Annotated in this window: 16 protein-coding genes; 8 read left to right on the top strand and 8 right to left on the bottom strand. The window is 72.5% G+C overall.

Features of this window, described 5'->3' with window-relative positions; genetic code table 11:
* Positions 1-76: 76 nt before the first annotated feature.
* The 6 genes from ACX9MN_RS26165 (at position 77) to paoC (ending at position 7,547) form a co-directional block, all read left to right on the top strand.
* Positions 77-547: an NUDIX hydrolase gene (locus tag ACX9MN_RS26165; protein ID WP_020094084.1), complete on the top strand. Its 471-nt coding sequence runs from the start codon at positions 77-79 to the stop codon at positions 545-547.
* A gap of 203 nt (positions 548-750) precedes the next feature.
* A complete protein-coding gene (locus ACX9MN_RS26160; RefSeq protein WP_489725856.1) occupies positions 751-3,210 on the top strand; it encodes a bifunctional diguanylate cyclase/phosphodiesterase in 2,460 nt (819 codons plus the stop codon).
* Between the two features lie 138 nt (positions 3,211-3,348).
* The gene (locus ACX9MN_RS26155) at positions 3,349-3,546 is read left to right on the top strand and encodes a hypothetical protein (RefSeq protein ID WP_012321181.1); all 198 of its coding nucleotides are present in this window, start codon (positions 3,349-3,351) and stop codon (positions 3,544-3,546) included.
* A gap of 255 nt (positions 3,547-3,801) precedes the next feature.
* Positions 3,802-4,377: an aldehyde dehydrogenase iron-sulfur subunit PaoA gene (gene paoA / locus ACX9MN_RS26150; RefSeq protein WP_020094082.1), complete on the top strand. Its 576-nt coding sequence runs from the start codon at positions 3,802-3,804 to the stop codon at positions 4,375-4,377.
* The gene (locus ACX9MN_RS26145) at positions 4,374-5,324 is read left to right on the top strand and encodes an FAD binding domain-containing protein (protein WP_489725855.1); all 951 of its coding nucleotides are present in this window, start codon (positions 4,374-4,376) and stop codon (positions 5,322-5,324) included. Before paoA ends, ACX9MN_RS26145 begins: the two co-directional genes overlap by 4 nt.
* 3 nt (positions 5,325-5,327) lie before the next feature.
* On the top strand, positions 5,328-7,547 hold the full coding sequence (gene paoC, locus ACX9MN_RS26140) for an aldehyde oxidoreductase molybdenum-binding subunit PaoC (RefSeq protein WP_489725854.1): 2,220 nt from the start codon (positions 5,328-5,330) through the stop codon (positions 7,545-7,547).
* Between the two features lie 32 nt (positions 7,548-7,579).
* On the opposite strand, the gene ACX9MN_RS26135 is transcribed toward paoC, so the two are convergent.
* From ACX9MN_RS26135 to ACX9MN_RS26100, 8 genes are all read right to left on the bottom strand, one after another.
* The gene (locus tag ACX9MN_RS26135) at positions 7,580-7,810 is read right to left on the bottom strand and encodes a DUF6894 family protein (protein WP_056533591.1); all 231 of its coding nucleotides are present in this window, start codon (positions 7,808-7,810) and stop codon (positions 7,580-7,582) included.
* Between the two features lie 215 nt (positions 7,811-8,025).
* Complete coding sequence (locus ACX9MN_RS26130; RefSeq protein ID WP_489725853.1) at positions 8,026-10,632, bottom strand: TonB-dependent receptor; 2,607 nt, start codon at positions 10,630-10,632, stop codon at positions 8,026-8,028.
* A 291-nt stretch (positions 10,633-10,923) separates the two neighbouring features.
* Positions 10,924-11,541 carry an SOUL family heme-binding protein gene (locus ACX9MN_RS26125; RefSeq protein ID WP_489725852.1) on the bottom strand — a complete coding sequence of 206 codons (618 nt, stop codon included), beginning with the start codon at positions 11,539-11,541 and terminating at the stop codon, positions 10,924-10,926.
* Between the two features lie 151 nt (positions 11,542-11,692).
* Positions 11,693-14,932 carry a PAS domain-containing protein gene (locus ACX9MN_RS26120; RefSeq protein ID WP_489725851.1) on the bottom strand — a complete coding sequence of 1,080 codons (3,240 nt, stop codon included), beginning with the start codon at positions 14,930-14,932 and terminating at the stop codon, positions 11,693-11,695.
* A 197-nt stretch (positions 14,933-15,129) separates the two neighbouring features.
* The gene (locus tag ACX9MN_RS26115; RefSeq protein ID WP_489725850.1) at positions 15,130-16,857 is read right to left on the bottom strand and encodes a hybrid sensor histidine kinase/response regulator; all 1,728 of its coding nucleotides are present in this window, start codon (positions 16,855-16,857) and stop codon (positions 15,130-15,132) included.
* Positions 16,854-17,315, bottom strand: coding sequence for a response regulator (locus tag ACX9MN_RS26110; RefSeq protein WP_020094074.1), 462 nt, complete (start codon positions 17,313-17,315; stop codon positions 16,854-16,856). Before ACX9MN_RS26110 ends, ACX9MN_RS26115 begins: the two co-directional genes overlap by 4 nt.
* The gene (locus ACX9MN_RS26105; protein WP_091680919.1) at positions 17,315-19,570 is read right to left on the bottom strand and encodes an ATP-binding protein; all 2,256 of its coding nucleotides are present in this window, start codon (positions 19,568-19,570) and stop codon (positions 17,315-17,317) included. The genes ACX9MN_RS26110 and ACX9MN_RS26105 overlap by 1 nt, the downstream gene beginning before the upstream one ends.
* A gap of 304 nt (positions 19,571-19,874) precedes the next feature.
* Positions 19,875-20,453, bottom strand: coding sequence for a peroxidase-related enzyme (locus ACX9MN_RS26100; protein ID WP_020094072.1), 579 nt, complete (start codon positions 20,451-20,453; stop codon positions 19,875-19,877).
* 473 nt (positions 20,454-20,926) lie between these two features.
* Between ACX9MN_RS26100 and ACX9MN_RS26095 the strand changes: the two genes are divergently transcribed.
* Together ACX9MN_RS26095 and ACX9MN_RS26090 are read left to right on the top strand one after the other, a co-directional pair.
* Entirely contained in the window at positions 20,927-21,997 is a 1,071-nt protein-coding gene (locus ACX9MN_RS26095; RefSeq protein ID WP_489725849.1) for a DUF4424 domain-containing protein, read from the top strand.
* A 77-nt stretch (positions 21,998-22,074) separates the two neighbouring features.
* Complete coding sequence (locus ACX9MN_RS26090) at positions 22,075-22,911, top strand: lysozyme inhibitor LprI family protein (RefSeq protein ID WP_489725848.1); 837 nt, start codon at positions 22,075-22,077, stop codon at positions 22,909-22,911.

Here is a 22,911-nt window from a genome sequence, read left to right as displayed (position 1 = left end):
GCAGAAGCATCATCAGAAATCCCGCCCTTCTCCGTCCGCGAGGTCAGCGCTGAAGACGGCATCCAAGCGGCCGAACTTGAAGAAGCTGCTCCGCAAGGCGCAGGTCAAACCGCTCAAGCAGGTGGCGGCCCTGCCGTTCCGCGTCGGCGCCGACGGCCGGATCGAGGTCCTGCTGATCACCTCGCGCGATACCGGGCGCTGGATCATCCCGAAGGGCTGGCCGATGACCGGCCGCAAGGCCCATCAGGCCGCCGCGCGGGAGGCCTACGAGGAAGCGGGGCTCGAGGGGCAGATCGCCGCGAACCCGGTCGGACGGTACCATTACCAGAAGCGCTTCGATCACGGCCGCGCCTTCCCCTGCATGGTGCGCGTCTACCCGCTGCGGGTCGAGGCCCAGCACGAGCGCTGGCCGGAACAGGCCCAGCGCACCCTGCAATGGTTCGCGCCCGAGGAGGCGGCGCGCCTCGTCCACGAGGACGAGCTCCAGGAACTCCTGACGGATTTCGCGGCGCGGCCGATCGAGATCCGCGGCGACGGGCGCGGCTGACGGGCGCCGCGACGGGCACGGGCGGGCGGACCGCCGCCGCGCCCGAACATACAACTCCTGATCTGCGGCCTGACCGGCGCGCGGCGGCGCCCGGAAGAGCCTCGTCCGCATGGCGGATCGGACCTGTGTCCGGGCGGAATGCAACTTCTGATTAGTATCCGCGGGTTAAGGTTCCCGCCGTCGCAGAAGGGCGGGGCACCTCGATGTATCGCGCGTTCGCTTGCCTGACCGAGGAACATACCGGCTGGGTGGTCGCCCTGGCCGCCTGCGTGTGCTGGATCTCCTGCGCGGTCGCCCTCAAGCTCGAGCAGCGCGTCCAGGTCCGCGCCGACGGGCACGGGCCGGTCTGGCTCCTGGCCTCGGGCTTCTCGATCGGGGCCGGGATCTGGAGCACCCACTTCATCGGCATGCTGGGCTACGATCCCGGCGTGGTGCTGGGCTACGAGCCGCGCACGACCCTGCTCTCGCTGATCGTCGCGATCGCGGCCGCCACCGTGGCCTTCCTGTTCGCCCGGGCCACGCCGTCGCGCTGGGCCGGGGCGGGGGCGGGCCTCGTGCTCGGGATCGGCATCGCCTGCATGCACTTCCTCGGCATCGCCGGCGTGCGGCTGCCGGGGCACTTCACCTGGGACCCCGCCATGGCCGCCACGGCGATCGCGGCGGGCTGCGGGCTCGCGGCCGCCGGCATGGCCATCCATGTCGGCAGCGCGGGCGCGCGGGCCCGGCTCGCGGCCGCGACCGTCCTGACCCTCGCCATCGCGATCCTGCACTTCCTCGCCATGGCGGCCGCCCGCGTGGTGCCGGACCCGGCCCTGGCGGTCCCGCAGCTCGGCCTCGCCCGGGGCGTCCTGGCCGGCGGCATCGCCGGCGTGATGGCGGTGATCCTGGCCTTCGCGGCGCTGACGCTGATGCTGGACCACCTGCGCCGGATCAACGTCGCCCTGGCCCGGCAGGGCCGCATGCTGCGGGAGAAGACCCTGCTGCTCGACGCCACCCTCGACAGCATGGACCAGGGCCTCATCATGGTCGACGCCGGCGGCGTGGTCCGGGTCTGCAACGAGCGGGCGCTGGCGCTCCTCGACCTGCCCCGGGCGATGATGCAGGCGCGGCCGAGCTACCGGGCGGTGCTGCGCCACGAGGCGAGCCGCCGCGAGCGCCGGCGCCCGGACCGCTCGATCCGGACTTGGATCGAGCGCGGCGAGGCCGGGCAGACGCAGGTTCACGAGCGGGCGCGGCCCAACGGCCTCGTGCTCGAGATCCGCACCGTGCCCCTGGCGGATGGCGGCTTCGTGCGGACCTTCACCGACATCACCAAGCGGAAGGCCGCGGAGGCCGAGGTGGCGCGCCTCGCCCGCCACGACGTCCTCACCGGCCTGCCGAACCGGGCGCTGTTCCACGAGACCCTCGCGCGCAGCCTCGTCGACATCGTCCAGCGCGGCGGCGCCTGCGCGGTCCTGTACCTCGACCTCGACGGCTTCAAGAGCGTGAACGACAGCCTCGGCCACCAGGCCGGGGACGAGCTCCTCCGGCGCGTGTCGGCCGGCCTGCGGGGTATCGCGGGGGACGGGGCGGTGGCCCGGCTCGGGGGCGACGAGTTCGCCGTGCTCTCCGCCGGCGGCGCGGCCGAGGCCGAGGTCCTGGCCGAGCGCCTCATCGCGCTGTTCCACAGCCCGTTCAGCGTGGGCGGGCACCGGGTCGGCGTCGGCCTGAGTGTCGGCATCGCGCTGGCCCCCGAGCACGGGACGGATGCCGAGCCGCTGTACCGCCGCGCCGACCTCGCCCTCTACCGGGCCAAGGCCGAGGGCCGCGGCACGTACCGGATCTTCACCCCCGCCATGGACGAGGAGGCCGAGGAGCGGCGGGTGCTCGAGCGCGACCTGCGCCAGGCCCTCGACGACAACACCCTGAGCCTGCACTACCAGCCGCAGGTGGAGGGCCACACGGGGGCGCTCGTCGGGTTCGAGGCGCTCCTGCGCTGGACCCACCCGGTCCGCGGCAGCGTGTCGCCCAACGTGTTCGTGCCCCTGGCCGAGGAGACCGGCCTGATCGTGGCGCTCGGCGACTGGGTGCTGCGCGAGGCCTGCCGCGAGGCGGTCCAGTGGGCGCAGCCCCTGAAGGTCGCCGTCAACCTCTCGCCCCGCCAGTTCCAGAAGCCCGGCCTGCCCGAGACCGTCCTGGCGATCCTGGCCGAGACCGGTCTCTCGCCGGACCGCCTGGAGCTGGAGGTCACCGAGAGCATCATCATCAACGACATGGCGCGGGCCGTGGGCATCCTCCGCCGCCTGAAGAGCTACGGCATCCGGATCAGCATGGACGATTTCGGGACCGGCTACGCGTCGCTCGCGACCCTCCAGGCCTTCCCGTTCGACAAGCTGAAGATCGACCGCTCCTTCGTGGCGCAGCTCGGGACCGGGCCGCAGGCCGCCGTGATCGTCCGGGCCGTGCTCAGCCTCGGCCGCAGCCTCGGCATGGGCGTCGTCGCGGAGGGCGTCGAGACCCACGCCCAGATGAAGTTCCTGACCGAGGAGGCCTGCGGCGAGATGCAGGGCTTCCTGTTCGGCAGGCCGCGCCCGATCACCGACTACGCCGCCGCGGTCGGCGGTCCCGCCGGCCCCGCCGAGGAATCCGCCCGGGCCGAGCCGGGCCTCGCCGCGGTCGGCTGAGCGGGATCGCCGATCCGCCGCCGGGAACCCGCCCGATCGCTCCGACGTTGGCCCCGCAGATTGGATCACTTCTAAGGTCCAAGCTCTCGTCCCCCGCCGGGACGGCCCCCGGGCCGCCGGCCTCACAGGAGCCCGACCATGAACGCCAAGTGCGAGACCTGCCGGTTCTTCGACGAGCACAAGGGCAACGGCGCCGTCGCGCAGAACGATGCCGGCCTGTGCCGCTTCAACCCGCCGGTCAGCCAGCCCGCGCCCGAGTCCAAGGGTCTCTGGCCGGTGGTCGCCGCCCAGGACTGGTGCGGCCACTACACCGCCGAGATGACCGCGGCCGAGTAGGCGCGTCCGCGGCGCGACGATCGGGGCCGGCCTTCGGGTCGGCCCTTTCGTTTGGGCGGGTCCCGGCGCGGCCCGCCGCAACTTTCGCGTCCCCGGCCGCGCCGCCCCCCTGACCATCGCGGGAACGGGCTCTACCTTGGAGCCGATCCAGGGTGCCGCCGCTTTGCGGGATGTCTTGCCGGGATGTTCCGCCCGCGGGCCCCGGCGACCGGGATCCCGTCCGCGCCTTCGTGATCTGAACCGGAGAGAGACTTGATGGTGAGCGCCGAAACCGTGCCCCAGGACCCGGGCGCCAGACCTGCGCGGACCGACGCACCGGTCCTCGCCGCCGTCACGTTCACGGTGAACGGCGAGCGGCGCACGCTCGAACTCGACACCCGCACCAGCCTGCTCGACGCCGCGCGCGAGCACCTGCACCTGACCGGGTCCAAGAAGGGCTGCGATCACGGCCAGTGCGGCGCCTGCACGATGATCGTCGACGGGCGGCGCATCAACGCCTGCCTGACGCTGGCGATCATGCACCAGGGCGCCGAGATCGTGACCGTCGAGGGCCTGGGGCAGCCCGACAGCCTGCACCCGATGCAGGCGGCCTTCGTCAAGCACGACGGCTACCAGTGCGGCTACTGCACGCCGGGCCAGATCTGCTCGGGCGTGGCCGTCCTGGAGGAGATCCGGGCCGGCATCCCGAGCCACGTCACGGCGGATCTCGGCGCCGCGCCGCAGGTGACCGAGACCGAGATCCGCGAGCGGATGAGCGGCAACCTCTGCCGCTGCGGCGCCTATTCCAACATCGTCGAGGCGATCACCGAAGTCGCCGGGAGCCGCGCATGAAGTCCTTCACGTACGAGCGCCCGGGCACGCCCGCCGCGGCCGCCGCCGCCGTCGCCGCCACGCCCGACGCCAAGTTCATCGCCGGCGGCACCAACCTGCTCGACCTGATGAAGCTGCAGATCGAGACCCCGCGCCACCTCGTGGACGTGAACGGCCTCGGCCTCGACGCGGTCGAGCCGACCGAGGAGGGCGGCCTGCGCATCGGTGCCCTGGTGCGCAACACCGATCTCGCGGCCCATCCGCGGGTGCGCGCGGATTACGGGGTCCTCGCCCGCGCGCTGCTCGCCGGCGCCTCCGGCCAGCTGCGCAACAAGGCGACCACCGCCGGCAACCTGCTGCAGCGGACCCGCTGCCCGTACTTCTACGACACCGCCCAGCCCTGCAATAAGCGCCAGCCGGGCTCCGGCTGTTCGGCGCTCGACGGCGTGAGCCGCCAGCTGGCGGTGATCGGTGCCAGCGAGGCCTGCATCGCCACGCATCCGGGCGACATGGCGGTGGCCATGCGCGTCCTCGACGCCACCGTGGAGACGATCGACGCCGGGGGCGCCGCGCGGAAGATCCCGATCGCCGAGTTCCACCGCCTGCCGGGCGACGACCCGTCGCGCGACACGAACCTCGAGCCCGGCGAGCTCATCACCGCGGTGACGCTGCCGAAGCCCGTTCCCGGCACGCACATCTACCGCAAGGTCCGCGACCGCGCCTCCTACGCCTACGCGCTGGTCTCGGTGGCGGCGATCCTGGGCAAGGACGGCTCCGGCCACGTCGCCTTCGGGGGCGTCGCCCACAAGCCCTGGCGGGTCGAGGCGGCCGAGGCCGATCTCCCGAAGGGCGCCCGGGCCGTGACCGACCGGGTCTTCGCCGACGCCAAGCCCACCCACGAGAACGCCTACAAGCTGAAGCTCGCCGAGCGGACCCTCGGCGCCGCGCTCAACCAAGCGAGGGCCTGAGCCATGAAGTTCGACACCGCCGCGGGCCCGAACCCGATCGACCGCCTCAAGGTCGTCGGCCTGCCCACCGACCGCATCGACGGCAAGTACAAGACCACCGGCACCGCGCCCTACGCGTACGAGCGCCACGACGCGGCCCCCGACGCCGCCTACGGCTACGTGCTGGGCTCCGCCATCGCCAAGGGCCGGGTGCGCAGCATCGACACGGCCTCGGCCCGGCAGGCGCCCGGCGTCATCGGGATCGTCACCACCCTCGACACGCCGCGGATCGAGCGCGGCGTGATGAACGTCGCCTACCTGTTCGGCGGCGACGTGATCCAGCACTACCATCAGGCGATCGCCGTCGTGGTGGCCGAGACCTTCGAGCAGGCCCGGGCGGCCGCCTTCCTGGTGACGGTCGATTACGCCCCAGAGGCCGGTGCGTTCGACCTCGCCGCCGCGGCGAAGACCGCCGAGCCGGTCCCGGCCGACAGCGGCGAGGGCAGCGGCGGCAACGGCGAGGAGCGGACCGGCGACTTCGAGGGCGCCTTCGCGCAGGCCCCCGTGACGCTCGACGCGACCTACACGACGTCCGACGAGAGCCACGCCATGATGGAGCCGCACGCCACGACGGCGGCCTGGGACGGCGACCGGGTCACGCTCTGGACCGCAAACCAGATGATCGGCTGGGGCCACGGCAGCCTCGCCAAGATGCTCGGCCTGCCGAAGGACAAGGTCCGGCTCGACGCGCCCTATGTCGGCGGCGGCTTCGGCGGCAAGCTGTTCGTGCGCGCCGACGCGGTGCTGGCGGCGCTCGCCGCGAAGGCCACCGGGCGGCCGGTCAAGGTGGCGCTGACCCGCCCGCTGATCGCCAACAACACCACGCACCGCCCGGCCACGATCCAGCGGGTCCGGATCGGCGCCCAGCGGGACGGCACCATCACGGCGATCGCGCACGAGAGCGTCTCGGGCAACCTGCCGGAGGGCGATCCCGAGACGGCCGTGAACCAGACCAAGTACCTCTACGCGGGGGCGAACCGCCTGACCGCCATGAAGCTCGCCCGGCTCGACCTGCCCGAGGGCAACGCCATGCGCGCCCCCGGCGAGGCCCCGGGCCTCGCGGTGCTGGAGGTCGCCATGGACGAGATGGCCGAGAAGCTCGGCCTCGACCCGGTGGAGTTCCGCATCCGCAACGACACGCAGGTCGTCCCGACCCAGCCGGACCTGCGCTACTCCCACCGCGACCTCGTCGGCTGCCTCAAGCTCGGCGCCGAGCGGTTCGGCTGGGCCAAGCGCAACCCGAAGCCCGGACAGGTCCGGGAGGGGCATTGGCTCGTCGGGCACGGCATGGCGGCGGCGTTCCGCGACAACATGGTGCTGAAGTCGGGCGCCCGGGTGCGGCTCTCCGCCGACGGCACGGTCACGGTCGAGACCGACATGACCGATATCGGCACCGGCAGCTACACGATCATCGCGCAGACCGCCGCCGAGATGATGGGCGTGCCCCTCGACCGGGTCGTGGCGCGGCTCGGCGACTCGGACTTCCCGGTCTCGTCGGGTTCGGGCGGCCAGTTCGGCGCCAACTCGTCGACCGCGGGCGTCTACGCGGCCTGCGTGAAGCTGCGGGAGGCGGTCGCGCAGAAGCTCGGCTTCAACGCCACCGACGCGGTGTTCGAGGAGGGCGAGGTTCGCGCCGGCAACCGCGCCATCCCGCTCGCCCGGGCCGCCGCCGACGGCGAGCTCGTGGCCGAGGACGCGATCGAGTTCGGTGAGTTCTCGAAGACCCAGCAGGTCTCGACCTTCGGCGCCCACTTCGTCGAGGTCGCGGTGGATGCCTATACGGCGGAGGTCCGGGTGCGGCGGATGCTGGCGATCTGCGCGGCGGGGCGCATCCTCAACCCGAAATCCGCCCGCAGCCAGGTGATCGGCGGGATGGTGATGGGCACCGGGGCGGCCCTGATGGAGGAATTGGCCGTCGACACCAAGCGCGGCTTCTTCGCCAACCACGACCTCGCCGGCTACGAGGTGCCGGTCCACGCCGACATCCCGCACCAGGAGGTGATCTTCCTCGACGAGGTCGACCCGATGTCCTCGCCCATGAAGGCCAAGGGCGTGGGCGAGCTCGGCATCTCGGGGGTCGGCGCCGCGGTCGCGAACGCGATCTACAACGCCACCGGCATCCGCGTGCGCGACTACCCGATCACCCTCGACAAGCTCCTCGACCGCATGCCGGACGCGGCCTGACAGGGGTGCGGGGACGTCCTGCCGGGCGTCCCCTACGGGTCCACGACGTGGAAGCTGGCCCGGGCCCGCATCACGAGGCGACCGTCCTCGTCGTAGGCGCTGGCGGTGAAGTCGTTCACCCCGGTCTCCTCGCCCTCGTCGTGCAGGAGCGCCGTCAGGGTCCGGCGCAGCAGGTCCCGCAGGGCGGCCCGGTCCGGGAGGACCGTGCCCTCGTCGTCCCGGACGGCGACGTGGTCGGCGGTGTCGATGAAGTAGCGCGGCATGGGTGTCTCCAGGATCGGGATGACCGGGACGGGAGCGCCCGAAAGCCTCGCCGGCGGCCGATCAGGGATACGGATCGGGTCGGCGGCCGCACTCATCTGGGTTTGAAAGACCGGGCTCATCGTCCGGGCGCGAAGGCGCGCGGGCTCGAACGGAAGAGGGGCCGCGGATCCCCCGGCCCCTCGCTCCGTTGTTCCGTCGTTCCCCCCGGACGGGATCAGTACTTCCGGATGATCGGCTCCGGCGCCATCGGGACCGGATCCGCCCCGAACCGGTAGGTCAGGCCGGCGTAGATCGAGAGCGGCTGCGCCAGGGTCGTGGTCCGCGGGTCGTTGATCGACAGGTTGCCGGCGACCGCGCCCGTCTCGGCGAAGGTGCCGAACGTGGCGTAGCGGTTGTTGGTCAGGTTGGTGACCAGTCCGAAGATCTCCAGGTTCTTGCTGACCTGATACTTCGTCGTCAGGTTCATCACGTAGTAGGCCGGCAGCTTGCGGTTGAGGTTCGATTCGTCGCCGCGGTAGTAGGACGACGAGAAGGCCGAGACGTTGAGGCCGAAGCGCCAGTTCGGGGTGATGCTGTACTCGAAGCCCGCCTTGATCTGGTGATCGGGGATCAGCGGGATCTTGTCGCCCGGCCGGACGCGGATGCCGCCGTTCGGGATCACGTCGCCGCCCACGGCGCCGCCGGCCGCGCCGGTGCTCGCCAGGGGGTTGTTGGGCGACGAGAGGGTCGCGTTGAACTGGAAGGTCGCGTCGACCAGGGCGTAGTTGGCGTAGACCAGCAGGTCGGGCGTGACCGCGTACTCGGCGCCGACCTCGATGCCCTGGCGCCGGGTCGCCGGGACGTTGATGTAGTAGGCGCGGGCGGCGTTGCCCGCGACGGCGACCTGGTAGAGGTCGTTGCTCAGGTCGGTGCGGTAGACGCCGGCCTTGTAGGTGAGGGCGCCGCCCGACAGGAAGGCCGGGATCACGCCGCGGAAGCCGGCCTCGTAAGTCCGGCCGGTGACCTGCTTGAGCGGCGGATCGGCCACGAGCGAGTTCGGCAGCAGGCACGGCTGGGTCGGGCTGGAGCAGGACAGCTCCAGCGGGGTCGGGGCGCGGTTCGATTCCGAGTAGCCGCCGTAGAGGTTCAGCGCCGGATCGAACTGGTAGGTCAGGCCCGCGAGCGGGTTGACCTTGGTGTACTCGTGCACGCCGGTCACGTCCGGCGAGAACCCGGTCTGGTCCCGGGTCTGGATGCGGGCGTAGTTGAGCCGGAAGCCGCCGGTCAGCGACAGCCGGTCGGTCACGTCCAGCGTGTCGGTGGCGTAGAGGCCGAGATACAGGGTCGAGCCGCTGACGTTGCCCGGCGCGAGGCCGATCGCCCCCAGCGTGCGGATGTCCGGCGTGCCGAGGCCCGGGATCGTGCCGTAGTACGGGTTGTTCGGGTCGACGGTGATCGACAGGTTCGGGTTGATCACGCCCAGCTGGCTCGCCGACTTGAACGAGAAATTCGAGGCGTCGACGCTGCCGCCGACCACGAAGGCGTTGTTCAGGCCGAAGATCCGGTCGCGGTTGGCGGCCTGGAGCGAGCCGCCGTAGGATTCGGCCTCCGTCCGGGTCGTGTCGATCGTGCCGTACGGGATGTTCCGGACGAACGGGATCGTCTGGTTGTTCAGGCCGAGGATCGCGAACTGGTTGGCGTAGGCCCGGCGCGCCGCCACTTGGCTGGTGGGCGGCGCGTTCACGTTGAACGCGTCGTCCTGGTAGCAGAGCGAGCCCCGGAAGCTGCTGCGGCTGCTGCAGTTCTCGAAGTTGCCCTGGTTGCCGTCGACGTAGAACTCGCTGAAGCGCCGGTAATAGGCGTTGCCGGCGAGGTCCCAGGTCGGCGAGAGGTCGACCCGGCCGGTCAGCTGGAGCGTGCCCACCTGCGTCGTCTGGGTCTGCGGGTAGGTGAAGATCGCCCGCGGGTCGAGATGGGTGAAGTCCACCGGCGTGGCGGCGGCGGCGCCGTAGAAGCTGCGGGCGGCGAGCCCGATCAGGTGGAACTCCGAATCCTGCGAGCGGTAGCCGAGATCCGCGTAGAGGCGGCCGATCGTGCTCGGGTTCTGGTAGCGCCAGCCGCGGTCGTTCAGGCCGTCGCCGGTGAAGTAGAAGCTCCAGGGACCGGAGATCTTGCCGTACTCCAGGTAGCCGGCGGTGCGCGCGTCCGAGCCGCCCCAGGCCGAGATCTCGGTGCCCTGCCAGGTGAAACCGTTCTTCATCTGGATGTTGACCGCGCCGCCGATGGCGTTGAGGCCGAAGACCGGGTTGCCGGTGACCACGTCGATGCGCTGGATCGCCTGCGGCGGGATCAGGTCGAAATTGACGACGTCGCCGAAGGCCTCGTTGATCCGCACGCCGTTCTGGTAGACGGCGAGCCCCTGCGGCACGCCCTGCACCGACGAGGCCGTGAAGCCGCGGTAGCTGAGATCGACCCGGTTCGAATTGCCCTGCGAGTCGTTGAGGTTCACCCCGGGCGTGCGCCGCGCCAGCGTGGCGATCACGTTGTCGGAGCCCTGATCGACCTCGATCTGCCGGGCCGTGACGGTCTCGACGGTGCTGGGGATCTTGTTGAGCGGCTGCTCGGAGCCGCGCAGCCGCACCCCGGCGGCCGGGGCCGGCAAGGTCGGCGCGGCCTGGGCGAGCGTATCGAGATTCTGGACGCCGCTGGAATTGCCGCCGCCCGCACCCACCGGCGACGTCGAGACGACGCTGATCTCGCCGAGGGTGACGGATTGTTGAGCCTGCGCGACACCCGGCAACAGAGCCACGGACGCGATCAAGCTGCCTCGCAGGGCCCGCATATCTTCCCCCAACCTGGATTCGAAGGCACGCGCCGCTTCGCGTCGGCTGCGTGCGCCTCACTGATCTCGGGTCGGGTCGCGACCTCAATTCACATTCTGTTTAATCCCTGCGGGGGACGACTTGCGGGCTCGAATGATCGGGCCTGTGGCGCAAAGACAACAAAAGAGGAAGATGGCGGCAAGTCTTCGGGATTATTATGAAGGACATCGCGGGATAATTGCGCAATCGGGCCGGTCCTCCGGGGCGGCGTCCGAGGCCGCGCGCCGGGTCGTCAGGACCGGTCCCGGCTCTCACGGCGGCGGCAGGCGGACGGCGACCTCGTTCCGGCGCAGGAACGGGATCGCGAAGGGCGGGTCGTAGCCCATGACGAAGGGCGCGCCCGCCGGTGCGCGGCCGGCCGCCGCCAGGACGGCGGCGAGGATGCCCGCCTGCGCGGCCCGCGCCTCCGGGGTGAGGCGGCCGGAGAAGCGCAGGGCCGCGACCCGCTCGGCCGGGACCTCGACCAGCCGGACCCCCGGCTCGGTCGGGGCCGGCGCCCCGGCCGCCGCCACCGCGCGGGGCAGGAAGAACCGCATCGTGCCGGTGCCGTCCCGCTCCACCGGGACGGTCATGGCGATGTGCTGGGCGATGCGCTGGCCGCCGCTCTCGACCGGCGCCGTCATGGCGATGCGGTCCCCGGCCCGGTTGGCGCCGGTGATGTAGCGGAACAGCCGCCCGAAGGCGTCGCCGTCGCCCTGGCCGCGCGCGTCGGTCTCGACCGCGAGGCGCGGCGCATAGGACCGGATCTCGACCCCGCGGTCGAGGCGCTCGACGACCGCGTAGGCGGGCTGCTCGTAGAGCGCCCGCACGCCGAAGGTCCCGAGCACCGCCTCCGCCAGGGTGACGAGCGCGTACATGACCCTGTCCATAGGACCTCCGGGGGCGGGCGCGGCGTCTCCCGCGCGCGGAACCTCCCGCGGGAACATGGCGCCGGGAGAGCCCGTCGCCGCCCGGCTGCGGCGTCAGGCCTCTGTCAGGTCTCTGTCAGGTCTCCGCTGGTCCCGGCAGCGCCCCGCCGCGTCAGGGCTGCCCGCCCTGCTGCCCGCCCCTCGGCCGCCTCCGCCGCGCGCCGACGACCTTGCGCAGCACGCGCGAGACCTGGTCGGCGGAGTAGGGCTTGGGCAGCAGCTCGAAGTCGCGGATCCCCTCCTGGGCGAGGGCGTGGCTGTAGCCGGAGGCCAGAACCACCGGCAGGTGCGGCATCCGCTGCCGGAGGAGCCGGGCCAGCGCGATCCCGCCCATGCCGGGCATGACCACGTCGGAGAACACGGCGTCGAAGGCCGCGCCGTCGGCCCCGAGCTGGTCCAGCGCCTCCTCGGCGTTGGTCGCCCAGGTCGTCGCGTAGCCGAGATCCTCCAGGATCTGCGTGGCGAAGCGGCCGACCTCGATGTTGTCCTCCACCACCAGAACCCGCTGCCCCGCGCCGCCGGGGTCGAGGGCGGCGGCCTCCGCGGCGGCGGCGCAGGACGCCTCGGGCTCGACCTGCGGCAGGTAGAGCGTGAAGGTGGCGCCGCGGCCGGGCGCGCTCTCGACCGCGACGTCGCCGCCGGACTGCTTGGCGAAGCCGAAGACCTGGGACAGGCCGAGTCCGGTGCCCTTGCCCACCTCCTTGGTGGTGAAGAACGGCTCGAACACCCGCGCCAGCACGTCCGGCGCGATGCCGGTGCCGGTGTCGACGAGGTCGATCGCCGCGAACGGGCCGGGCGCGCCGGCATGGCCGCGGATCGGCGGCAGCGCCGCGCCGCAGCGCAGGCGCAGGGTCAGCGTTCCGGCGCCGTCCATGGCGTCCCGGGCGTTCACCGCCATGTTGACCAGCGCGGTCTCGAACTGGCTGAGATCGACCCGGATGAAGCAGGGCCGCTCCGGCAGCTCGGTCACGACCGCGATGCGGGCGCCCGTGACCGTGTCGAGGAGGTCGGCCACGCCGCGCAGCCGCGCGCCGACGTCGAGGATCTCGGGCTTCAGCGCCTGTCGCCGCGCGAAGGCGAGGAGCTGGCCGGTGAGCTTCGCCGCGCGGTCCACCGTCTCCGAGACGGCGTTGAGGTAGCGGGACCGGCGCTCCTCCGCCAGGTCCGGCCGGCGGAGGAAGTCGACCGACGAGCGGATGATCGTCAGGAGGTTGTTGAAGTCGTGGGCGACGCCGCCGGTGAGCTGGCCCACCGCCTCCAGCTTCTGCGACTGCCGCAGCGCCTCCTCGGCGTGCCGGAGCGCCTCGGCCTGGGCCTTCTCGGCGGTGACGTCGCGGCCGTAGGCGTAGACCTGCGCGCCCTCGACGGAGGTGCGCCACGAGATCAGCCGCAGGGTGCCGTCCCTGTGCCGGTAGCGGTTCTCGAAATCGGTCAGGTCGCGTGCCGCGGCGGCCGCTTCGAGCGCCTCCTGGGTCGCGCCCGCATCCTCGGGCCAGATGAAGTCCAGGAAGCTGCGCCCCACCACCGCGGCGGGCTCGTGCCCCAGGATCGTCTGCCAGGCCGGATTGACCGCGCGGAAGATGCCGTCGGCCCCGACCACGGCCAGCAGGTCGCGCGAGTTGCGCCAGACCCGGTCGTGCTCGGCCGTGCGCTCGGCCACGCGCTGCTCCAGGGTCAGGTTGAAGCGCACGAGCTCGGCCATGAGCCGCTTCTGGTCGTCGATGTCGGTGCTGGTGCCGACCCAGCGGGTGACCGCGCCGTCGGCGCCCAGGACCGGCTGCGCCCGGGCCAGGAACCAGCGATACGCGCCGTCGGCGCGGCGCAGGCGGTACTCGGACTGGTAGTCGGCCCGCGACCGGACGGCCGCCCGCCATTCCTCGTCGACCCGGTCCTGATCGTCGGGATGGATGATCCCCCGCCAGCCCGCGCCGTCGAGGGTGCCGGGCTCCCGGCCCGCGTAGGCGTAGACGCGCGCGTTGAACCAGTTCGCCGCCCCGGCCGCGTCGGTCGCCCAGACGAAGTTCGGCAGCACCTGCGACAGGACCCGGAACTGCGCCTCGCTGGCGCGCAGGGCTTCCTCGGCCTGCTTGCGGGCGGTGATGTCGATCGCCGTGCCGATCACCCGCACGCAGCGCGCGCCCTCGAAGATCCCGCGCCCCTTGGCGGCGACCCAGCGCACGACGCCGTCCTCCTTGCCGACGGTGCGGTACTCCACGTCGTAGACGGCGCGCCGTGCGGGATCGAGGGCGGAGGCGTAGGCCGCGCTCGTGGCCGCCCGGTCCTCGGGATGCAGGCCGGCGTAGTAATCGGCCATCGTGACCGGCACGTCGGCCGAGATGCCGAACATCGCCTTGACCCGCGCGGGCCAGAACAGGGTGTCGGCGACGACGTCGACGTCCCAGAGGCCGATCTCGGCCGCCTCGGTCGCGAGCCGCAGGCGCCGCTCGCTCTCCCGCAGCTGCTCCTCGGTCCGGCGGCGCACCGTGTCGTCGAGATGCAGCCCGTCCCAGACCAGCGTGTCGCCGACGCGGCGGGGGGCCGAGACGATGCGCGTCCAGACGTGGGTGCCGTCCGGCCGGCGCATGGGCGCCGCGACGTCGAAATGCGCGAGGTCGCGGATCGCGGCGGCCTCCGCCTCGGCGACGGCGGCGCGGTATTCCGGCAGGATCAGGTCGTAGGCGACCGCCGGGTCGGCGAGCACGTCCCCGGCCGCCAGGCCGGTCATGCGCTCGAAGCCCTGCGACACGTAGAGGAAGCGCCGGTCGGCGCCGTCGGGGGCCATGGCGAGCTGGTAGACGTAGCCGCCCGGGAGGTGGTCGGCGAGGGCCCGGATCCGGGCCTCCGCCTCGCGCAGGCGCGCCTCGGCCTGGACGCGGCCGGTCGTCTCCGTGCAGGCGCAGTGCAGGCCGGCGACCCGGCCCGCCTCGTCGCGCACCGGCGCGTACGAGACGGTGAACCAGGTCGGCTCGTCGTAGCCGTGCCGGTTCATGGTCAGCGGCATGTTCTCGGACCACGTCGCCGCGCCGGCGAGCGCCCGGTCGATCAGGGGGCCGATCTCCGGCCAGATCTCCTTCCAGACGTCGCGGAAGCGCGCGCCGAGCGCCGCGGGATGCCTGTCGCCCAGGATCTCCGCGTAGGCGTCGTTGTAGAGGAAGACGAGGTCGGGCCCGAACGCCACGAACATCGGGAACCGCGATCCCAGGATCAGGCTCAGGGTCGCCCGCAGGCAGGGCGCCCAGCTGTCCGGCGGGCCGAGCGGCGAGCCGGACCAGTCGTGGGCGCGGATCCGGGCGCCCATCGCGCCGCCCTCCGCGAGGAAGGCCGGGGGCGCGGTCCCGACGGTCTCAGGCATCGGACCAGGCGCGTGACTCGGACATGGGGCGAGGAACCGGTGGGACAGGACAGCGCCATCGGTGCCCCAGCGGGCGGGTTCGCGCAACCGCGTCGGCGCGCACGCGCCGCCCGGGACGCCGTGCGGGGCCCGCACGCCGTGTGGAGAACGCCCGGGAGAGCCCCAGAGACGCCAGCGCGACGCCAGCGCGACGTCCCTCAGGCGCTCCTGTCGCGGCCCGAGATCAGGCGGAGCTGCGCGGTCGGGCGGGCCGCCAGGGCGGCGGCGACCTTGCCCTCGAGCTCCCCGACGCGGAACGGCTTCAGCACGATCGCGTCGGCGCCGACGGCGCCGGCCTCGGTCAGGGCGGTGGTGTCGGCGAAGCCGGTGACGAACAGGACCGGCAGCGCCGGCCAGCGCTTCCGGACCTCCAGGGCCGTCTCGGCCCCGTTCATGCCCGGCATGGCGAAGTCCATCACGACGAGGTCGACGCCCGGATCCGCCTCCAGGGCGGCCAGGGCCTGGAGGCCCGAGGCCGCCTCGCGCACCGCGTAGCCGGCTTCGATCAGGCGGGTCGTCGTCACCTCGCGCACCTCGGCGTCGTCGTCGACCACGAGGAGTCGGGGGCCGCTCCCGGGCGGGTGCGTCCGCGCCGCCTCGGCCGCGGCCGGCAGGCGGGGCACGGCGCCCTCGGGCTCCGCGGCCCGGGGCAGGTAGACCTTGATCGAGGTGCCCTCGCCCGCGACCGTGTCGATCCGGATGCCGCCGCCGGACTGCTTGACGAAGCCGTAGACCTGGGCGAGCCCGAGACCCGACCCCTTGCCGACCTCCTTGGTGGTGAAGAACGGCTCGAACACCCGGGCCAGCACGTCCGGCGTCATTCCGGTGCCGGTGTCGCTCACCGCCACCATGACGTAGGCGCCGGGCGCCGGCTGCTCGGGCCGCGTCGGCGCCCCGGTGACGCTGACATTGGCGGTCTCGATGGCGAGCCGGCCGCCCACCGCCATCGCGTCGCGGGCGTTGATGGCGAGGTTCAGGATCACGAGTTCGATCTGGGTGGCGTCGACCAGGGCCGGCCACAAGTCGGGCTGAAGGGTCGTCTCGATCCGGACCGCGCCGCCGATCGAGCTCTGCAGCAGGTCGCGCATCGACGCGACCGTCTGGTTGAGGCTGACCGGCGTCGGCTCCAGGCGCTGGCGCCGGGAGAAGGCGAGGAGCTGCGCGGTGAGCCGGGCGCCGCGCTCGGCGGCCCCGCGCATCATGGCGAGGCGGCGCTTCGAGCGGGTGTCGGAGACGACCCTCTCGAGGAACTCGATGTTGCCGGCGATCACCGTCAGCAGGTTGTTGAAGTCGTGCGCGACGCCGCTCGTGAGCTGGCCGACCGCGTCCAGGCGCTGGGCGAGCCGCAGGGCGTCCTCCGCCCGCTCCCGCTCGACGATCTGGGCCTGGAGGGCCTCGTTCGCCGCGGCGAGCTCCCGGGTCCGCTCGGCGATGCGCACCTCCAGCGTCTCGTTGAGCGCCTGCAGGGCGGCCTCGGCCTCGCGCTTGTCGGCGCGGGCCCGCGCCTCGGCGAGCGCCCGGACGATCGTGCGCGGCATGCGGTCGAGGCGCTGCTTGACGACGTAGTCGGTGGCGCCGTTCTTCAGGGCCTCGACCGCGACGTCCTCGCCGAGCGTGCCCGAGCAGAAGATGAACGGCGTGTCGGGGCACTGCGCCCGGGCGATGCCGAGGGCGCTCACGCCGTCGAAGGTCGGCAGGACGTAGTCCGCCAGGATCAGGTCGTGCCGGCCGGCGACCGCCGCGCGGGCGAAGGCGTCGCGGGTCATCACCCGCTCGATCGCGACCGGGTGCCCGAGGGTCTCCAGCTCGGCCTCGATCAGTTCGGCGTCGAGGTCGCTGTCCTCCAGGTGGAGGACCCGCAGCGGCCCCGCGGAAGGTCCGATCACGCGTTCGATGGCCAGCCTCCCCGGTACGGCGGCGGCTCGTTGAGGAGGGCCCAGAACACGCCGATCTCCTTGATCGCCGCGAAGAATTCCTCGAAGGCGACCGGCTTCACCACGAAGGCGTTCACCCCGAGATCGTAGGAGCGCACGAGGTCGGTCTCCTCGCGGGACGAGGTCAGCATCACCACCGGCACCTGGCGGGTGACCGGGTCGCCCTTGATCTTGGCGAGCACCTCCAGGCCGTCGACCTTGGGCAGCTTCAGGTCGAGCAGGACCACCGCGGGGTCCTGGGCCTGCCGCTTCTCGTGCGCGCCCCGCCGGTAGATGAAGTCGAGGGCCTCGGCGCCGTCGCGGCAGATGACGATCTCGTTGGCGAGCTGGCTCGATTCGAGCGCCGCCAGCGTCAGCTCGATGTCGTTCGGGTTGTCCTCGACCAGGAGGATGGGCTTCAGTCCCGCCATCAGTGCGCCTCCTCCCGGATGGGCAGGGTGAAGTAGAAGGTGGCGCCCGCGCCGAGCCTGCCCTCGGCCCAGGTCCGGCCGCCGTGGCGCTCGACGATGCGCCGGACATTGGCGAGGCCGATCCCCGTGCCCTCGAACTCCTCGACCCGGTGCAGCCGCTGGAACACGCCGAACAGCTTGTCGACGTAGGCCATGTCGAACCCGGCGCCGTTGTCGCGCACGTAGTAGACCGCCTCGCCCTCCCGGGGCGGGAGGCTGCCCATCGCGATCACCGCCTCCGGGGTGCCGCGGGTGTACTTCACGGCGTTCGACAGCAGGTTCTCGATGACGAGCCGCAGCATCACCGGGTCGGCATAGGCGCGGCCCAGGGGCGCGATCTCCCAGCGGAGGGTCCGGTCGGGGGTGACGTCGCGCAGGACCTTCCGGCGGACCTCCTCGACCAGGGCGTTCATGTCGCCCCAGACCTTGTTGAGGGCGTGCCGGCCCATCTGCGAGAAGCTCAGCAGGCTGTCGACCAGGGTGCCGGCCGAGAAGGCCGCCTCGATGATCGTCTCCACGTAGTGCCGGCCCTTGTCGGAGAGCTGGGCGCCCTCGCGGGTCTTGAGCAGGTTCGCGTAGCCGACGATGTGGCGGAACGGCGCGCGCAGGTCGTGGCTGACCGAGTACGAGAACGCCTCCAGCTCCTTGTTCGAGCGCTGCAGCTCCTCGCTCATGGCGGCGAGCTCCTCGGCCCGGCGGAGCACGATGCCGAGCACCGAGGCGCGCAGGTCCTTGGCGGCCTCCACCTCCGGGTCGGACCAGGGCAGGGAGCGGCCCTGCACGGTCTCCTTCCAGATCTCGAACGACTTGCGCGGGTGCAGCCGGTCCGGGCCGCCCTCCGGGTCGGGCCGGACGGCCTTCACGGGGTTGCCGCCCCACTTCACCGTCCGCACGACCTCGGGCCTGAACCAGAGGATGTAGCTCGCGTACTTCTTCGAGACCGAGATCGCCAGGAGGCCGCTCGCCCGGTCGGCGAAGGCGGCGGCGGCCGGGAACGCCTCCGACAGGGCCTCGGAGACGAAGACCTCCTCGGCATCCTCGCGCTCGGACAGCCACCGATAGAGGGCGCGGACCTCGCGCTCGGTCGGCGTCGCCCCGAGCAGCCGGCAGCGGTCGGCCGTCACCACCGCGGCGCCGGTCGCGTCCACCAGGGCCAGGACGTCGTCGGGGTGGTTGAGCAGGCCGTCGACGAAGCTGTCCTCCTCGGCCATGAACGCGAGGAGGCGCGCCTGCACGGCGCCCAGCGCCAGCCGCTTCTCAGACTGGGCGCCGCGCTCGCGGGCCGAGAGCTGCAGGGCGAAGATCTGGGTGAGCACGTCGCAGGCGTTGCGCGCCTGGAGGGGCACGCGCCTGGGCGCGCGGTTGTGGCAGGAGATCAGGCCCCAGAGGGCGCCGTCGACGAGGATCGACACCGACATGGACGCCATCGTGCCCATGTTGCGCATGTACTCGACATGCACCGGCGAGACCGAGCGCAGCACCGACTGGCTGAGGTCCAGCGGCCGGCCGGAGGGCGTGGTGGCCGGCCGGATCGGCACGGGGACGTAGCCGGCATCCGGGATGATGCGCAGCCGGTTCCGGCGGTAGAGCTCGCGCGCCTGGGCCGGGATGTCGGAGGCGGGGAAGCGCAGGTCGAGGTAGGAGGGCAGGACGCCGTTGCCGGCCTCCGCCAGCACCGTGCCGTGCCAGTCGCGGTCGAACCGGTAGACCAGGGCCCGGTCGAGGCCGGTGATCTGGCGGATGTCCTCGGCGACGAACTGGCAGAGGTCCTCGACGGTGCGGGCGGTCTGCAGGCGCTCGACGAAGGCCCGCAGGCGCGGGGTGAGCACGTCGACGCCGATCTCGGCCGCGGCCGCGTCGATCTCCTCCAGCTCCAGCACGACGAGTTCGTCGACCCGGTGGGCCGCGACCTCGTAGGCCTGGCGCCCGCCGGCGGTCTCCAGCGTCACCGTCCGGAGATAGAGGGCGCCGTCCTGGGGCTCCGCCGCCTCCAGGTGGTGGCGGACGACGGCCGCGAGGTCGGGCAGGGCCGCGTCGAGGACGGTGCCGACGGAGGCCGCCGCGGGGGCGTTGGCGCTCGCCTGGACGATGGTGAGGGACCGGGCCTCGAGGCCGAGCAGGAACCCGTGCGGCTGGACGCTGCCGACGATGTGGATGGGCTCGCGGTCGCACGCGGTCAGGTCGAGACGCTGGGCCGCGCCGCTTCGAAGGTTCAAGCCGGGATTCGCCCCCTCACCGGGTCGGCCACAAAATTTAACGCCTGTTAACAGCCGGACCGGGCGGCTCCTATAGGCTTAAAGCACTGGTAAGGACGGCGCGCCCCGTCCGCGCCGCGTCCCCGCGCGCGGTCGCGGCCGGGCTCAGAGGGCCGGAGCCGTTTCATCCGCTCCCCGCGCGCGACGCCAGGTCGCACGGCGGGGCTCCGGCGGTCCCGCGGGGCGCCGAGCCTTCTGAAGGGGTGGTGGACGCCCGGAACCCGCTCCGGCGGTCCGGTAACCGGCGGCGAGGGACGCCGCGCCGTCAGCCGCGCCCCAGCGCGTAGAATTCCGGGTTGGGCCGCATGTTGCTGACGTTCGCCAGCCGGTTCGACAGGCCGAAGAAGGCCGCGATGGCGGCGATGTCCCAGGCATCCGCGTCGTCGAAGCCGTGGGCCCTGAGCGCCGCGAACGCGGCCTCCCCGACCTGGTGGGCGGACTGGCTGACCAGCATGGCGAAGTCGAGCATCGCCTTCTGCCGGTCGGTGATGTCGGCCTTGCGGTAGTTGATCGCCACTTGGTCGGCGATCAGCGGATCCTTGGCGCGGATCCGGAGGATCGCCCCGTGGGCGATCACGCAGTACTGGCACTGGTTGATGGCCGAGGTCGCCACCACGATCATCTCGCGCTCGGCCTTGGTCAGGTTGCCCGGCCTGTCCATGAGCGCGTCGTGGTAGGCGAAGAACGCCCGGAACTCGTCCGGACGGTGGGCGAGCACCAGGAACACGTTCGGGATGAAGCCGGACTTCTCCTGCACCGCCTCGATCCGCGCGCGGATGTCGTCCGGCAGCGTCTCCAGGCGGGGGATCGGGAAGCGGCCGATCGGGGCGTCTTCGGCTGGCACGGGGCGCTCCTCGCAGATCGTCGCGGATCGAGCCGGCGCCCGGGGCCGCCGGCCATCCCGGGCAGCCGATAGACCGAACGGTCGCGGCGGCGCAATCGCGCGTGGCCGCCGACGGCGGTGTCTTCTCACAGCCTCGACCTGACGCCTCGACCTGACATGGCCCTCTCGGTCGGCCTCAACTCTGCCCGAAAGCTTCCATTCGGTCCGTCCGAGATTCGGCGGTGCGCGTGCGGGCGCGCCGCGGGGAGGATGGTGTGCCGCGACCGATGACGCCTTCGCCGAAGCGCTCACCGCCCTGGGGCGGCGGATCGAGGCCCGTCTCCCACCGGGACCGACGGTTGCCGAGCCCGCTCCGCGACTGAGCCGGAGGCGTGACCGGATCGTCCGAGACCCGCCCGCCGATCGCTGACCGGCGACGCGCCGGTTCTCACCCCGCCCCGCACCGACGGATCCAACCCGCGAGCCCGACAGCCGTGCGAATCCCATCCACGACCCGCATCCCGCGCCTGACCCTACTCCTGCCGGTGATCCTGTCGGTGATCCTGTCGGCGGCTCTGTCGTCGGCCCTGCCGCGTCCGGCCCGGGCCGACGACAGCGTCGCGACCCTCGCGACCGGCGGTCTCGTCCTGGAGAAGACGGACCGGATCGCCCTCGTCTCCGAGGACCTCTTCCTGTCCGAGAAGGCGGTGCGGATCGTCTACCGCTTCCGCAACCTGACCGACCGGGACGTCGAGACGACGATCGCGTTCCCGATGCCCGACATCTCCGGGGGTCCCGACGCGATGCTGAGCATCGCCGACCCGAAGCACGACAACTTCCTCCGCTTCACCACCGAGGTCGACGGCCGGCCGGTCGACTCGCAGGTCGAGCAGCGCGCCTTCGTCACGCCGGCCGGCAAGCCGGAGGTCGAGGTGACCGGGCGGCTGCGGAGCCTCGGCATCCCCCTCGTCCCGACGGTCGAGGCGACCGAGACCGCGCTGGCCGCCCTCGGCGCGGATCAGCGCCGCGGCCTCGTGGCGGACGGCCTCCTGGAGCCCCAGGACATGGGCAAGGGCACGACGAGCCTGTTCCCGGTCTGGACCTTGCGGTCGAAGTTCTGGCGCCGGCAGGTCTTCCCGGCGGGCCGCGACGTCGTCGTCCGGCAGAGCTACGTTCCGGGCGTCGGCGGCCTCTCCAGCCTGTCGTTCGGGACCCCGACCGAGGGCGCCGACGAGAAGGCCGAGTACGCGCGGAAATACTGCACGGACGCGGCCTTCCTGAAGGCGGCCCAGGGGCTCGCCCGCAGGATCGCGGCGGCGGGCGGGCAGGGGGTGCAGGCCTTCGAGCAGTACCTGTCCTACGTGATCACCTCCGGCGGCAACTGGGCCGGGCCGATCGGCACGTTCAAGCTGACCGTGGACAAGGGCGATCCGACGACGCTCGTGTCGTTCTGCGCCACCGGACTCCGCAAGACCGGCCCGACGACCTTCGAGAGCGTCGTGACGGATTACGTGCCTCGGCGCGACATCGACATCCTGATGCTCAAGACCACGACGGGCCGATGAGCGGCGGCGCGCCATCCTGCCCGGATCCGGAAGGCCCGACGGCCGATCGCGTCCAGACCGCCACAGAAGGGATATCCGTGCGTAGCCAAGCCCGTCCGGCGCGCCTGAGCCCGCGATCGTTCCCCCGATCGATCCTCCGATCCGGTCTCGTCGGCGCAGTCTGTGCGCTCGGCACCGTCGGCGCCCGGGCGGCGCCGGATTGCGCCGGGATCCGGGACAGGGTCGAGACGCTGATCTGTGCCGACCCCGCCCTGACGCGGCTGGACGAGGAACTCAGGCGCCTGTTCGACCGGATCGTGGGCGAGACGCGCGGGGTCGACGGCGAGACCGGCCAGGCGATCGACACCTTCGGCGAGGACCACGCGCGCTGGCGCGCGCGGGTCCGCGATGCCTGCCCGGACACGGCCTGCCTGACGCGGGCCTACACCGCGCGGATCGCGCAGGTCCGGCGCGACTGGGGCCGGGCGCTGCCGGACACGCCGGCGCTGCGCCACGTGGTCAACGCCCGTTTCGGCTTCTCCGTCGACGTGCCCGCCGACCTCGTCGCGGAGCCGCCGCCGGACAACGGCGACGGGCAGGCCTTCCGCTCGGCCGACGGCCACCTGCACCTGACGGTGTCGGGCCTGAACGACGTGCTCGACCAGGATCTCGACGCCGTCGTGGCCGCGGACCGGAAGACCTGCCTGCGGCAGCCGCCGGAATACGCGGCGCGCAAGCCCGGCTGGATCGTGCTCTCCTGCACGACGGCGGCCGGGATCCTGTATCGGAAGACCCTGCTGGCGGGCGGCCGCGGCGGCGCCTTCGTCACCCTGCGCGTCCGCTACCCCGCGGCCGAGCAGGCGCGCTGGCAGGCGGCCGTCACCGCGGCCGCGACCTCGCTGCGGCTGACGGAACCGGGCCGGAGCGCCCGCTGA

The organism is Methylobacterium sp. 1A, assembly GCF_058072805.1.
Note: the sequence above shows the minus strand (reverse complement) of the source record. Positions and strands in the feature narration are given on the sequence as shown.

Excerpts from the sequence above, each read along its gene's own strand:
- ACX9MN_RS26160 (WP_489725856.1), top strand. The coding sequence starts at position 751 with ATGTATCGCGCGTTCGCTTGCCTGACCGAGGAACATACCGGCTGGGTG.
- ACX9MN_RS26155 (WP_012321181.1), top strand. The coding sequence starts at position 3,349 with ATGAACGCCAAGTGCGAGACCTGCCGGTTCTTCGACGAGCACAAGGGC.
- paoA (WP_020094082.1), top strand. The coding sequence starts at position 3,802 with ATGGTGAGCGCCGAAACCGTGCCCCAGGACCCGGGCGCCAGACCTGCG.
- ACX9MN_RS26145 (WP_489725855.1), top strand. The coding sequence starts at position 4,374 with ATGAAGTCCTTCACGTACGAGCGCCCGGGCACGCCCGCCGCGGCCGCC.
- paoC (WP_489725854.1), top strand. The coding sequence starts at position 5,328 with ATGAAGTTCGACACCGCCGCGGGCCCGAACCCGATCGACCGCCTCAAG.
- ACX9MN_RS26135 (WP_056533591.1), bottom strand. The coding sequence starts at position 7,810 with ATGCCGCGCTACTTCATCGACACCGCCGACCACGTCGCCGTCCGGGAC.
- ACX9MN_RS26130 (WP_489725853.1), bottom strand. The coding sequence starts at position 10,632 with ATGCGGGCCCTGCGAGGCAGCTTGATCGCGTCCGTGGCTCTGTTGCCG.
- ACX9MN_RS26125 (WP_489725852.1), bottom strand. The coding sequence starts at position 11,541 with ATGGACAGGGTCATGTACGCGCTCGTCACCCTGGCGGAGGCGGTGCTC.
- ACX9MN_RS26120 (WP_489725851.1), bottom strand. The coding sequence starts at position 14,932 with ATGCCTGAGACCGTCGGGACCGCGCCCCCGGCCTTCCTCGCGGAGGGC.
- ACX9MN_RS26110 (WP_020094074.1), bottom strand. The coding sequence starts at position 17,315 with ATGGCGGGACTGAAGCCCATCCTCCTGGTCGAGGACAACCCGAACGAC.